12 protein-coding genes are annotated in these 13409 nt (G+C 68.0%); 10 read left to right on the top strand and 2 right to left on the bottom strand.

Going from position 1 to position 13409, the window contains the following annotated elements; all coding sequences use genetic code 11:
- Positions 1-15 precede the first annotated feature (15 nt).
- The 4 genes from AC07YZ_RS16325 (at position 16) to AC07YZ_RS16310 (ending at position 4734) form a co-directional block, all read left to right on the top strand.
- Positions 16-1593 carry an ABC transporter substrate-binding protein gene (locus tag AC07YZ_RS16325; RefSeq protein ID WP_226491751.1) on the top strand — a complete coding sequence of 526 codons (1578 nt, stop codon included), beginning with the start codon at positions 16-18 and terminating at the stop codon, positions 1591-1593.
- Positions 1594-1710: 117 nt separating this feature from the next.
- Positions 1711-2643 carry an ABC transporter permease gene (locus AC07YZ_RS16320; protein ID WP_494795468.1) on the top strand — a complete coding sequence of 311 codons (933 nt, stop codon included), beginning with the start codon at positions 1711-1713 and terminating at the stop codon, positions 2641-2643.
- 7 nt (positions 2644-2650) lie between these two features.
- Positions 2651-3649: an ABC transporter ATP-binding protein gene (locus AC07YZ_RS16315; RefSeq protein WP_494795467.1), complete on the top strand. Its 999-nt coding sequence runs from the start codon at positions 2651-2653 to the stop codon at positions 3647-3649.
- 98 nt (positions 3650-3747) lie between these two features.
- Positions 3748-4734: an ABC transporter ATP-binding protein gene (locus AC07YZ_RS16310; RefSeq protein WP_494795621.1), complete on the top strand. Its 987-nt coding sequence runs from the start codon at positions 3748-3750 to the stop codon at positions 4732-4734.
- A gap of 93 nt (positions 4735-4827) precedes the next feature.
- Here AC07YZ_RS16310 and AC07YZ_RS16305 read toward each other — a convergent pair whose 3' ends face one another.
- Positions 4828-5433 carry a TetR/AcrR family transcriptional regulator gene (locus AC07YZ_RS16305; RefSeq protein WP_494795466.1) on the bottom strand — a complete coding sequence of 202 codons (606 nt, stop codon included), beginning with the start codon at positions 5431-5433 and terminating at the stop codon, positions 4828-4830.
- 113 nt (positions 5434-5546) lie between these two features.
- Here AC07YZ_RS16305 and fabF point away from each other — a divergent pair, with 113 nt between their 5' ends.
- On the top strand, positions 5547-6872 hold the full coding sequence (gene fabF, locus AC07YZ_RS16300) for a beta-ketoacyl-ACP synthase II (protein WP_494795465.1): 1326 nt from the start codon (positions 5547-5549) through the stop codon (positions 6870-6872).
- Between the two features lie 21 nt (positions 6873-6893).
- On the opposite strand, the gene AC07YZ_RS16295 is transcribed toward fabF, so the two are convergent.
- Positions 6894-7742: a MurR/RpiR family transcriptional regulator gene (locus tag AC07YZ_RS16295; RefSeq protein WP_226491756.1), complete on the bottom strand. Its 849-nt coding sequence runs from the start codon at positions 7740-7742 to the stop codon at positions 6894-6896.
- 70 nt (positions 7743-7812) lie between these two features.
- Between AC07YZ_RS16295 and tal the strand changes: the two genes are divergently transcribed.
- From tal to AC07YZ_RS16270, 5 genes are all read left to right on the top strand, one after another.
- Positions 7813-8754: a transaldolase gene (gene tal / locus AC07YZ_RS16290; protein ID WP_226491757.1), complete on the top strand. Its 942-nt coding sequence runs from the start codon at positions 7813-7815 to the stop codon at positions 8752-8754.
- A 270-nt stretch (positions 8755-9024) separates the two neighbouring features.
- Positions 9025-10044 (top strand): D-xylose ABC transporter substrate-binding protein, encoded by a 1020-nt coding sequence (gene xylF / locus AC07YZ_RS16285; RefSeq protein WP_494795464.1) that lies wholly within the window; start codon positions 9025-9027, stop codon positions 10042-10044.
- 253 nt (positions 10045-10297) lie between these two features.
- A complete protein-coding gene (locus AC07YZ_RS16280; RefSeq protein WP_319004850.1) occupies positions 10298-11434 on the top strand; it encodes a sugar ABC transporter permease in 1137 nt (378 codons plus the stop codon).
- Complete coding sequence (locus tag AC07YZ_RS16275; protein ID WP_226491760.1) at positions 11431-12213, top strand: ATP-binding cassette domain-containing protein; 783 nt, start codon at positions 11431-11433, stop codon at positions 12211-12213. The genes AC07YZ_RS16280 and AC07YZ_RS16275 overlap by 4 nt, the downstream gene beginning before the upstream one ends.
- A complete protein-coding gene (locus AC07YZ_RS16270) occupies positions 12214-13404 on the top strand; it encodes an ROK family transcriptional regulator (protein ID WP_494795463.1) in 1191 nt (396 codons plus the stop codon). It abuts the gene before it with no gap.
- The last annotated feature ends 5 nt before the right edge of the window (positions 13405-13409 follow it).

Below are 13409 nucleotides of genomic sequence, written 5' to 3'. Positions count from 1 at the left end.
CCACAGGAGCGACTCATGAAGTTCAAGCAAACGCTGGCGGCCAGTCTGATGGCGGCCGCACTGGCCACCCTGGGGGCGGCCCAGGCGCAGACGGTGCGCATCGGCAACCAGGGCGACGCGCTGTCGATGGACCCGCATTCGCTTAACGAGTCGCTGCAACTCAGCGTCACGGGCAACGTGTACGAACCGCTGGTGACCCGCGACAAAGACCTGAAGCTGGTGCCCGCGCTGGCCACGAGCTGGAAGCAGGTGTCGCCCACCGTGTGGCGCTTCGAGCTGCGCAAGGGCGTGAAATTCCACGACGGCAAGCCCTTCACCGCCGACGACGTGCTGTTCAGCCTGGCCCGCGGCGCGGGTGAAGGCTCGGACATGCGCTCCTACACCAACGACATCAAGGAAGCGCGCAAGGTTGGTGACTTCACGGTCGAGATCGAGACCAAGGCACCGTTCCCCATCCTGCCCGACCAGCTCTCGTTCTTCTACATCATGAGCAAGCCGTGGTGCGAGGAAAACCAGGCCACGCGCCCGGTGGACCGCCGCAAGGGCATCGAGAACGCGGCCTCGTTCCGCGCCAACGGCACCGGCCCGTTCCGCCTGCGCGAGCGCCAGCCGAACGTGAAAACCGCCTTCGTGCGCAACGGCAGCTACTGGGGCAAGATCGAAGGCAACGTGGTGAACGTCGAATACACGCCCATCGGCAACGACTCCACGCGCGTGGCGGCCCTGTTGTCGGGCCAGGTGGACGTGATCGAACCTGTGCCGGTGCAGGACGTGGCGCGCATCAACGCCAGCGGCAAGTCCAAGGTGCTGCAAGGCCCCGAGCTGCGCTGGATCTTCCTCGGCATGGACCAGAAACGCGACGAGCTGCTGTATTCGAGCGTCAAGGGCAAGAACCCGTTCAAGGACAAGCGCGTGCGCCAGGCCTTCTACCAGGCCATCGACATCGTGGGTATCCAGAAGACCGTGATGCGCGGCGCGGCCACGCCCGCGGCCTTGCTGGTGGGTCCCGGTGTCAACGGTTATGACCCGGCCATGGACAAGCGCCTGCCGTACGACCCGACCGCGGCCAAGAAGCTGCTGGCCGATGCCGGCTACCCCAACGGGTTCGAGGTGGGCATGAACTGCCCCAACGACCGCTACGTGAACGACGGCAACATCTGCCAGGCGGTGGCGGCCAACCTCGCGCGCATTGGCGTGAAGGTCAACCTGCAGGTCGAAACCAAGGGCACCTACTTCCCCAAGGTGCTCAAGCGCGACACCAGCTTCTACCTGCTGGGCTGGTCGCCCAGCACCTACGACTCGCACAACGTGCTCAACGCGCTGATCCGCTGCGTGGACGACAAGGGCTCGGGCCAGTTCAACCTGGGCGCCTACTGCAACCCGCAGGTGGATGCGCTCACGCTCAAGATCCAGTCGGAAACCGACAAGCCCAAGCGCGACGCCATGATCAAGGAAGCCTTCCAGCTGCACGCCGACGACATCGGCCACCTGCCGCTGCACCAGCAGGCCCTGGCCTGGGGCGTGGGCAGCAATGTGCAGCTGACGCAGCGCGCCGACAACCAGATGCCGTTCCGCTACATGAGTGTGAAGTAGCCCCCCTGCGCCGCTGCACGGCTTCCCCCCAGGGAGACGCCTGCAGCGGCCCGGCGGAGCCGGTTCCGCTCAGGCCCTGGGGTGGCTTCCCCTCTGACCTCCCGCCCGGTTGGGCCGATGAACTCGAAAGTCCCCACGTTGATTGCCTTTGCTCGCCGCTGGCTCGACAGCGATGTCGGCCACAGTTTCCGCACCTCGCCCACGGCCATCGTGGCCGCGGTGATTGCCTTCGTCTGCGTGTTCTGCGCGGTGTTCGCGCCCTGGGTGGCGCCGCACAACCCGTTTGACCTCGCCACCCTGGAGCTGTCCAACGCGCGCCTGCCGCCGGCCTGGAGCGAGGGCGGCAGCCGCGACTTCCTGCTCGGCACCGACGACCAGGGGCGCGACATTCTTTCGGCGCTGATGTACGGCGCGCGCATTTCGCTGGCGGTGGGGCTGGCCTCGGTGCTGCTCTCGGTGGTGATCGGCGTGGCCCTGGGGCTGCTGGCGGGGTTCCTGGGCGGCTGGGTCGATGGCGTGCTCATGCGCCTGTGCGACGTGATGCTGTCGTTCCCGTCCATCCTGGTGGCGCTGCTGATCGCCGGTGTGGGCCGGGCGCGGTTTCCCGACGCGCACGACAGCCTGGCCTTCGGCGTGCTGGTCATCTCCATCACCCTGACCGGCTGGGTGCAGTACGCGCGCACCGTGCGCGGCTCCACGATGGTGGAGCGCCACAAGGAATACGTGCAGGCCGCGCGCGTGACCGGCGTGTCGCCGCTGCGCATCATGCGCCGCCATGTGCTGCCCAACGTGATAGGCCCGGTGCTGGTGCTGGCCACCATCCAGGTTGCCACCGCCATCATCACCGAGGCCACCTTGTCGTTTCTCGGCGTGGGCGCGCCGCCCACCTCGCCCTCGCTGGGCACCCTGATCCGGTTGGGCAACGACTACCTGTTCTCCGGCGAATGGTGGATCACCATTTTTCCGGGCGCCATGCTGGTGCTGATCGCACTGAGCGTGAACCTGCTGGGCGACTGGCTGCGCGACGCGCTCAACCCAAGACTGAGATGAGCACACGATGAGCCTGCTGCAAGTCAACAACCTGGTCGTCGAATTTCCGCACCGGCGCGGCACGCTGCGCGCCCTGGACGACATTTCCTTCGACATCGCGCCCGGCGAGATCCTGGGCGTGGTGGGCGAGTCCGGCGCGGGCAAGTCGCTCACGGGGGCCTCGATCATCGGTCTGCTGGAGCCGCCGGGGCGGGTGGCCGGGGGGCAGATCCTGCTGGAGGGCCGCCGCATCGACAACCTGCCCCACGAGGAGATGCGCAAGGTGCGCGGGCGCAAGATCGGCGCCATCTTCCAGGACCCGCTGACCTCGCTGAACCCGCTGTATTCGGTGGGCCGCCAGCTCACCGAAACCATCACCACCCACCTGCCGGTGAACCCGGCCGAAGCGCGCAAGCGCGCCATCCAGCTGTTGCGCGACACCGGCATTCCAGCGGCCGAGCAGCGCATCGACCACTTCCCGCACCAGTTCTCGGGCGGCATGCGCCAGCGGGTGGTGATCGCGCTGGCGCTGGCGGCCGAGCCGCAGCTGATCGTGGCCGACGAACCCACGACCGCGCTGGACGTGTCGATCCAGGCCCAGATCATCACGCTGCTGAAGTCCATCTGCAAAGAGCGCGGTGCCGCCGTGATGCTGATCACGCACGACATGGGCGTGATCGCCGAGACCTGCGACCGCGTGGCCGTGATGTACGCCGGGCGCATCGCCGAGATCGGACCGGTGCACGAGGTGATCAACCACCCGGCCCACCCCTACACCGCCGGGCTCATGGCCTGCATTCCCGACATGGGCGTGGACCGCGAGCGGCTGCACCAGATCGACGGCGCCATGCCGCGCCTGAACGCCATCCCTCCGGGGTGCGCCTACAACCCGCGTTGCGAGCGGGTGTTCGACCGCTGCCACACCGAGCGCCCGGACCTGATGCCCGCTGGCGCCACGCGGGCGGCCTGCTGGCTGCATGCCGGGGCGTCCGCGACGCCGAGCCTTGCGCGGGAGGTGATCCAGTGAGCGCGGACCTGACCGAGCCCGGGGTGCTGCGCCACGTGCCACAAGAGAACCCGTCGCAGGGACACGCGCATTCTCAGGAGGCGCAGGCCGAGGCGCCGCTGGTGCGTGCCACCGACCTGGCCAAGACCTTCGACGTGTCCGCTCCCTGGCTCAACCGCGTGCTCGAACGCCAGCCGCGCCAGCTGCTGCGCGCGGTCGATGGCGTGTCGTTCGACATTCCGCGCGGCCAGACGCTGGCGCTGGTGGGTGAGTCCGGCTGCGGCAAGAGCACGGTCGCGCGCCTGCTGGTGGGGCTGTACGAACCGACCCGGGGCGGCTTCGAGTTCGACGGGCAGGACGCGCACGCCGCGTTCAAGACGCCCGAAGGGCGCCAACTGCGCCGCCGCATCCAGATGATCTTTCAGGACCCGTACGCCAGCCTGAACCCGCGCTGGGTGGTGGAGGACATCATTGCCGAGCCGCTGCGCGAGCACGGCATCGAGACCGAGCCGGTGGCCCTGCGGGCGCGGGTCGACGCGCTGCTGCATTCGGTCGGGCTGTCGCCGCACGACCGCGTGAAGTACCCGCACCAGTTCTCGGGCGGCCAGCGCCAGCGCATTTCGATCGCGCGCGCGCTGGCCACGCAGCCGGAGTTCCTGGTGTGCGACGAACCCACCAGCGCGCTGGACGTGAGCGTGCAGGCCCAGGTGCTCAACATCATGAAGGACCTGCAGCGCGAGCGCGGGCTGACCTACCTGTTCATCAGCCACAACCTGGCGGTGGTGCGCCATGTCAGCGACCAGGTGGGCGTGATGTACCTCGGCCGCCTGGTGGAGCTGGCACCCAAGCACACGCTGTTCGACACGCCGCGCCACCCCTATACGCGCATGCTGCTCGACGCCATTCCCAAGATGCACGACACCGGGCGGGCGCGCACGCCGGTCTCGGGCGAAGTGCCCAACCCGCTCAATCCACCCGAGGGCTGCGCGTTCAACCCGCGTTGCCCACACGCCAACGGGCGCTGCCGCAGCGAGCGGCCGGTGTTGTTGACCCTTGGTGGGGTGCGGGTGGCCTGCCACGCGGTGGAAGAGGGCCGCATTCCGTAGGCGGGTGTTCCCCTGGGCTGCCAGCGCATGCAAAGGGCTTTTTCGGAGGGCTTTGTGTAGGAAGCCGTGGCCGGCCCGGCGCCGGCATGGGTTTCATCGTTGTTGGGGCGGCGAGAGCAGGTGCTCGCGCAAGGTGGCAAGAATCTCGTCGGAAAGTGCCGGACGCCCCGCCGCCGTGGCGCGCGCCAGCACCAGGCCGCCCACCATGGTGGCCAGCATCTGCGTGGCGCGCGCACGCCCCTCGGGGCTCGGATCGCCCTGCTCCAGGCCTTCGATCACGCGCGCAAAGCGCTCGATGTTGCGTTCGATGCCCTGCGCAAAGACCTCGGAGAGGCCGCCGCCCGCCCGCGCGGCATCCACCGCCAGCGCGGCCACGGGGCAGCCTTCTCCTGGGTGGTCGCGGTGCTGGGGTGAGAGGTAGCCCGCCACTCGCGCCGCCAGACCCTGGGGCGCGGAACCCGTGTCTGCGTCCGTGCCGCCGAGCGGGGGCATCGACCAGTCGAACGCCCGTGCGCAGGCCTCGCGCACCAGCGCGTCCTTGTTTTCGAAGTGCCGGTACAGCCCGCCATGGGTCAGGCCAGCGTCGCGCGTGATGTCGGCCACGCCCACGCCCGAGAGCCCGTGCTCGCGGTACAGGCGCGACGCCGCATCCAGGATGCCTTGGCGGTTTTCCGCGGACTGGAGCTTGGAGACTTTCATGGCCACCTCTTTTGATGACGGTCGTACGCAAAATGCGTCGATGCATTTATGATGATGCTTGTAATCATAAATGCGCGACCCTTCGTCGCGCGGCAACCCAAGGGGCAACGACGATGGATGGCAACAACGGTGCGCAGGCATCGGGCAACGGCGGCGGGCACCTGCGCCGCGTGGTGATCACGGGCATGGGGCTGGTGTCGCCCCTGGGCTGCGGGGTGGAGCTGGCATGGCGCCGCCTCTTGCAGGGGGCCTCGGGCCTGCGCCTGCTGCCCGATGCGGTGGTGGACGGCATCGCCGCCAAGGTGGGCGGTATGGTGCCCACGCTGGCCGACGACCCCGAAGGGGGCTGGGACCCCGACACCGTCGCCTCGTCCAAGGACCGGCGCAAGATGGACCGCTTCATTCCCTTTGCGCTGGGCGCGGCGCAGCAGGCGCTGGCGCAGGCCGGCTGGGCACCCACCGAGGCACATGAGCAGCAGCGCACGGCCACCGTCATCGCATCCGGCATCGGCGGCTTTGGCGCCATTGCCGAGGCCGTGCGCACCACGGATGCGCGCGGGCCGCAGCGCCTGTCGCCGTTCACCGTGCCGTCCTTTCTGGTCAACCTGGCCGCCGGGCAGGTGTCCATCCGCCACGGGCTCAAGGGGCCTCTGGGTGCGCCCGTCACCGCGTGTGCGGCCAGCGTGCAGGCCATTGGCGACGCCGCGCGCCTGATCCGCTGCGGCGAGGCCGACGTGGCCGTCTGCGGCGGCACCGAGGCCACCATCGACCGCGTGAGCCTGGGCGGCTTCGCGGCGGCCAAGGCGCTCTCCACCGGTTTTTCGGACCACCCTTCGCAGGCCTCGCGCCCCTTCGACGCGGCACGCGACGGCTTCGTGATGGGCGAGGGGGCCGGCATGCTGGTGCTCGAATCGCTCGACCATGCGCTGGCCCGCGGCGCGACGCCGCTGGCCGAGGTGCTGGGCTACGGCACCTCGGCCGATGCGTACCACATCACCTCGGGGCCCGAGGACGGTGACGGCGCGCGCCGCAGCATGGAGATGGCGCTGGCCCAGGCCGGTCTGGTGGCCAGTCAGGTGCAGCACCTCAACGCCCATGCCACCTCCACCTTCGTGGGCGACCGGGGTGAGCTGGCGGCCATCCGCCGTGTGTTCGGCACCGGCAAGTCGGTGGCGATTGCGTCGACCAAGGCGGCCACGGGGCATCTGCTGGGGGCGGCGGGCGCGGTGGCGGCGATCTTCACCACCCTGGCGCTGCGCGATCAGGTGGTGCCCGGCACGCTGAATCTGGACCACCCCGACGAACTGGCCGAGGGCCTGGACATGGTGGCGCACCGCCCTCGCGCCATGGCGCTGGAGCACGCCATGCTCAACGGCTTCGGGTTTGGCGGGGTGAACGCCTCGCTGGTGCTCAAGCGCTGGGTGCCCGCCACCGCGTAGGCGGCGAGCGTCCCGCGGCGCTCAGGTGTAGCGCTTGCTCCGCAAGTTGTTCTTCATTTCCTTGAGCAGCGGTTGCAGCTTGCTGCCGCCGATGCGCAGCGCCACGCAGGTGGCCACCACGTCGATCACCATCAGGTGCATCAACCGCGAGGTCATGGGGCTGTAGCGGTCGTAGCCTTCGGGGTGGTCGGCCGAGAGGTGGATGTGGCCGGAGGTGGCCAAGGGCGAGCCGCTGGCGGTGATCACGATCACGGTGGCGCCGTGCTTGCGGGCGATGTCGGCCGCGTCCATCAGGTCGCGCGTGCGGCCCGAGTTGGAGATGATCACCACACAGTCGCCCGGCCCCAGCAGCGAGGCGCTCATCACCTGCATGTGGCCGTCGCTGTAGGCGATGGCGTTGATGCCCAGGCGGAAGAACTTGTGTTGCGCGTCCTGCGCCACGATGCCCGAATTGCCGGCGCCGTAGAACTCGATGCGGCCCCGGTTCTTGTAGGTGGCGAGCAGGGCGTCCACCGCCTTCTCGATCGAGTGGGTGGAGGCGTCGTTGCGGTATTTCAGGAACGCCGCCACGGTGTTGTCGATCACCTTCACCAGCACGTCGCCGACCTTGTCGTCCACGTCCACGCTGCGGTGGATGAAGGGCACGCCTTCGCTCACGGTGCCGGCCAGCTTGAGCTTGAAGTCCGACAGGCCGTCGTAGCCCATGCTGCGGCAGAAGCGCACCACGGTGGGCTTGCTCACATGGGCGCGGTCGGCCAGTTCGGACACCGGCAGGCTGGCGAAACTGCGCGGGTCGAGCAGCACGAGTTTGCCCACCCTTTGTTCGGCGGGGGCCAGCGAGGGCAGGGAGGCTTTGATGCGGTCGAGCATGGGGAACAAGCGGGTTACGAAACCAGTTACATGGCGGATATGAAACCTTATTACACCCGATAATGGCGAAATGAACCAGCTTGACGCACTCAAACAGCTCACCACCGTGGTTGCCGACACCGGCGACTTCAACCAGATCGCCGCCTTTTCGCCGCGCGACGCCACCACCAACCCGTCGCTCATCCTGAAGGCGGTGCAGAAGCCCGAATACGCCCACCTGCTGCAGGACGCGGTGTCCAAATACGGCTCGCAGGGGCTGGACGAAACCATGAACCGCCTGCTCGTGAGCTTCGGCTGCGAGATCCTCAAACACATCCCCGGCCGCGTGTCCACCGAAGTGGATGCCCGCCTGAGCTTCGACACCGAAGCCACCGTGACGCGGGCGCGCCGCATCATCGACCTGTACCAGGGCGAGGGCGTGCACATCGACCGGGTGCTGATCAAGATCGCTTCCACCTGGGAGGGCATTCAGGCCGCGGCGCGGCTGGAGCGCGAAGGCATCCACACCAACCTCACGCTGCTGTTCTCGTTTGCCCAGGCCGTGGCCTGCGGCCAGGCCAAGGTGCAGCTGATCTCCCCGTTTGTCGGTCGCATCTACGACTGGTACAAGAAAAGCGCGGGCGCCGGCTGGGACGAAGCCGCCAACGCCGGTGCCAACGATCCCGGCGTGAAGTCGGTGCGCGCGATCTACAACTTCTACAAAAAGCACGGCATCGCCACCGAGGTGATGGGCGCGAGCTTTCGCAACGTGGGCCAGATCACGGCCCTGGCCGGCTGCGACTTGCTGACCATCAGCCCCGACCTGCTGGCCCAGCTGGCCGCGAGCGAGGCCGCGCTGCCCAGGGCGCTGGACGCCGAAGCCGCGCGGGCGATGGACGTTCCCTTCGTGCAGTACGACGAGGCGGGTTTCCGCTTCGCGCTCAACGAAGACGCGATGGCCACGGAGAAGCTGGCCGAAGGCATCCGCGCGTTCGTGGCGGACACGATCAAGCTCGAAGCCCTGATGAAGTGAACGGCGGCCGCTGGAGACCGAAAAAAGCCCCGCGGGTTACCTCGCGGGGCTTTTTTTTGTTTCTGGATGGCGGGTGTGCACACGCCGAGATATAGTTCGATGAACAAACTATATCGGGTTTGTCCCTATTCGCTTTCACCTTGCGGTCCAGAACAATTAGTTCGTCGTCCTTACAAAATGCACTGTGCTGCATTGGGTGGAGCACGATGGCTCTGAGGGGCCTTTCCACAACCACGGGCCTGGCACAGGCCAAAACCACCGGAGACATTGATGAAACTGAAGACAACTCTGACCGCCTTTGCCCTGAGCATGGCCACCGCGGGCGCGTTCGCCCAGGTCGTGGGCGTGAGCTGGTCCAACTTCCAGGAAGAGCGCTGGAAGACCGATGAAGCCGCCATCAAGGCGCAGCTGGCCAAGGCCGGTGCCAGTTACATCAGCGCCGATGCCGGTGGTTCACCGGAAAAGCAGTTGGCCGACATCGACAGCCTGATCTCCAAGGGCGCCAAGGCGCTGATCATCCTGGCCATGGACAAGGACGCCATCCTGCCCGCCGTGAACAAGGCCAACCAGCAGAAGATTCCCGTGGTGGCTTACGACCGCCTGATCGAAGCGCCCGGCGTGTTCTACATCACCTTCGACAACGCGGAAGTGGGCCGCATGCAGGCGCGCGCCATTTTTGCAGCCAAGCCCAAGGGCAACTACGTGATGATCAAGGGCTCGCCGACCGACCCCAACGCCGACTTCCTGCGCGGCGGCCAGCAAGAAATCATCGACGCCGCCGTGAAGAAGGGCGACATCAAGATCGTGGGCGAGGAATATACCGAGGGCTGGAAGCCCGAGGTTGCCCAGAAGAACATGGAGCAGATCCTCACCAAGACCGGTGGCAAGGTGGACGCCGTGGTGGCCTCCAACGACGGCACCGCCGGTGGCGTGGTCGCCGCGCTGAACGCCAAGGGCATCAAGGGCACGCCGGTGTCGGGCCAGGACGGCGACCACGCCGCGCTCAACCGCGTGGCCATGGGCTCGCAGACCGTGTCGGTGTGGAAAGACGCGCGCGACCTGGGTCGCGACGCCGCAGCCGCCGCCGTGGCGCTGGCCAAGGGCCAGAAGGTGGCGGGCGCCCAGACCTGGAACGGTGGCGAGAAGAAGGTGGCCCTGCAGGCCCAGTTCCTCAAGCCGGTGCCCATCACCGCCAAGAACCTGGACGTGGTGGTGAAGGCGGGCTGGATCAAGAAGGATGAGCTGTGCAAGGGCGTGGACGCCGCCAAGGGACCGGCCGCATGTAAGTAAAAAAGCACCCCCTGCGCCGCTGCGCGGCTCCCCCCTCAAGGGGGGCGCGCCCAGCGGCCTGGCAGAGCCAGTTCCGCGGGCGCCCTGCGTGGATGCCCATCGCGCCGTCTACAGCGCGGTAAAGAACTGAAGAGCCCTTGAACCGCGGGCTGGGGTCGGCCCGCGGTTTTTCTTTCTTTGTGTCCTGCGGAGAACGCATGTGAATCCGTTTTTGAATTCGCTCAGACAGGCGGCCATCGACTGGCGCCTGGTGATGATGGGCGCGGTGCTGGCGGCCATTGCCCTGGTGTTCAACGTGCTGTCCGACGGGCTGTTTCTGTCGCCCGAGAATCTGTACAACATTGCCCAGCAGACGGCGGTGGTGGGCATCGTGGCCACCGTGGTTGTGCTGATCATCGTGGCGCGCCACATCGACCTGTCGGTCGGCTCGGTCATGGGCTTCGTGGGGGTGCTGATCGCCACCCTGATGTACACCGCCGGCTGGCACTGGGTGTCGGCCTCGCTGGCGGGCCTGGCGGTGGCCATCGGGGTGTCGCTGTACCAGGGCGCGCTGACGGCCAAGCTGGGCGTGCCCTCGTTCGTGGTGACGCTGGGCGGCCTGATGTCGTTCCGCGGCGCGGCCTTTCTGGTGGCCGACGGCAAGACCCAGCCGGTGAACGACCCGTTTTTCCAGCGCCTGGGCGGCGGCTATGACGGCGCCATTGGCGTGGGCCCGAGCTGGTGGCTGGCCGCCGTGATCGTGCTGGCCCTGGTGGCGCTGACCTGGGTCCGGCGCCGCGCCCGGGCGTCCTACGGCGTGCCCAACAACCCGCTGTGGCTGGACGCGCTCATCGTGCTGGTGCCCGTGGCCATCGTACTGGGCTTCGTGGCGGCCATGAACGCCTACCAGATTCCCAGCAAGGACGCGCCGCAGGGCATTCCCATTCCGGTGCTGATCTGGGGTGTGGTGGCCGTGGTGCTGTCCTTCATCGTGCGCCGCACCCGTTTTGGCCGCTACGTGTTCGCCATGGGCGGCAACCCCGAGGCCGCCGCGCTGGTGGGCATTCCGGTGCGCAAGGTCACGCTGATGCTGTTCGCGCTGCTGGGGGTGCTGATCACCATCGCCGCCATCGTGTCGATCGCCCGGCTGAACGCCGGCACCAACTCGCTGGGCACCAGCATGGAGCTGTTCGTGATCGCGGCGGCCGTGATCGGCGGCACCGCGTTGGCGGGCGGCAGCGGTTCCATCCTGGGTTCGGTGCTGGGCGCGCTCATCATGCAGAGCATCGACAGCGGCATGCTGCTGCTCGACGTGTCCATCGGCGTGCGCTACGTGATCATCGGCCAGGTGCTGATCGTGGCGGTGGTGTTCGACGTGATCTACCGCCGTCTGACGGGAGACGCTGCATGAGCACTGTTGCAAGTACCACCCCAGCGCTGGTGGAGATGCGCCAGATCGGCAAGGCCTTTGGCGGCGTGCAGGCGGTGGACGACGTGAGCATCCAGCTCTACCCCGGCGAAGTGGTGGCCTTGCTGGGCCACAACGGCGCGGGCAAATCGACCCTGATGAAGATGCTGGCCGGGGCCTACCCGATCGACAGCGGCGAGGTGCTGATCAACGGCGAGAAGGCCCACATCCGAACCCCGGTGGACGCGCAGCGTTGCGGCATCGAGTCGATCTACCAGACCCTGGCGCTGGCCGACAACCTCGACGCCGTGGCCAACCTGTTCCTCGGCCGCGAGCTGCTGACGCGCTGGAACACGCTGGACGACCACCGCATGGACGCGGACGCGCGCAAGGTGTTCCACCGCCTGAACAAGAACTTCCAGAACGTGCGCACACCGGTGCGCCGCCTCTCGGGCGGGCAGCGCCAGGTGGTGGCGATCTCGCGCGCCATCTACTTCAACGCGCGCATCCTGATCATGGACGAGCCCACCGCGGCGCTCGGGCCGGAGGAAACCGCGATGGTGGGCAACCTGGTGCGCCAGCTCAAGGCCGAGGGCGTGGGCATCTTCCTGATCACCCACGACATGCCCGACGTGTTTGGCCTGAGCGACCGCCTGGCGGTGATGAAGAACGGCAAGCTGGTGGGTGCCTACCGCACCGCCGACGTCACCGAGGACGAGGTTCTGGGCATGATCATCGCGGGCAAACAACCGGAGGGCAAAACGCAGACCCACAGCCTGTGAATGCTGCGCCGCTTCAAGACCATGAAAACCACCGGCGATCAACAACTCGTCAAGCGCATCAACCGCAGCGTTGTGCTGCGCCTGCTGCGCCGCCAGAGCGGGCTCTCCCGCGCACAGCTGGCGCAGGAGAGCGGGCTGACCAAATCCACGGTGAGTCTGCTGGTGCGCGAGCTGATCGACGAGGGCTGGGTGACCGAGGGCGACGTGCCCGCCGCCCAGGGGCTGGGGCGGCCGTCCACTCCGCTGCGCATCGACGGCAGCCGCCGCTGCATGATCGGCGTGGAAGTGGCGGTGGAGGCGTTGCGGGTGGTCGGGGTGTCGCTCATCGGCGAGGTGCTGTGTGCGCGGGAAGAGCCGCTGGCCGGCAGCGAGCCCGAGGCGGTGTGCCGCCAGGCCGCCGGCCTGGTGGCGCAGACCCAGGCACAGCTCGCTGGGCAGGGCGTGCAGCTTCAGGGCGTGGGGGTGGGCCTGCCCGGTGCTTTTGACGAGGCCAGTGGCATGCTGCGCTTTGCGCCCAACCTGGGCTGGCGCAACGTGGATTTCGTGCCCCTGATCACCCAGGCGCTGGCCCAGGCGGGCGCGCCCCCGGTGGCCGTGCACGTGCAGAACGAAGCCGACACGGCGGCCCTGAGCGAATACGAGTTTTCCGAGGGCGACGCCCAGGACTCGCTGATCTTCGTGACCTGCGGTGCCGGTGTGGGCGCGGGCATTGTGCTCAACGACCGCTTGTTCACCGGCATGCAGGGCATGGCCGGCGAGATCGGCCACAGCATCCTGCAGATCGACGGGCCGTTGTGCTCCTGCGGCCGCCGGGGCTGTGCCGAAACCTTCTTCGGCGCCCGCGCGCTGGCCCGGCTGGCCGACCCGGCGCAGGGTGGGCAGTTTCTGGGCGTGGTGCTGCAAAACCTCTGGACCACCTTCAACCCCAGCGCGCTGGTGGTCGGTGGTCCCTCGTGTGAACGCTATCCCGGCATCGTGCCGGTGGCCCAGGCCACCTTGCAGGGCTATGCCGCCAGCGCCGGTGTGCCCGCGCCCCCGGTGCGCGCCGCGCGCTACGGGCTGCTGGCGTCGGCCGTGGGCGCGGCCGCGCTGGTGCTGTACCACGACCTGCGGCCCATGCATGCGCCGGCACCCGGTGGGGCCACTCGCGCCACGGACGCCCCGCCAACCCCTTCAACCCCCACAACGTAACCCGC

The organism is Hydrogenophaga sp. GW101-3F08 (genome assembly GCF_059424585.1).
This window is presented reverse-complemented; position numbering and strand designations above follow the sequence as displayed.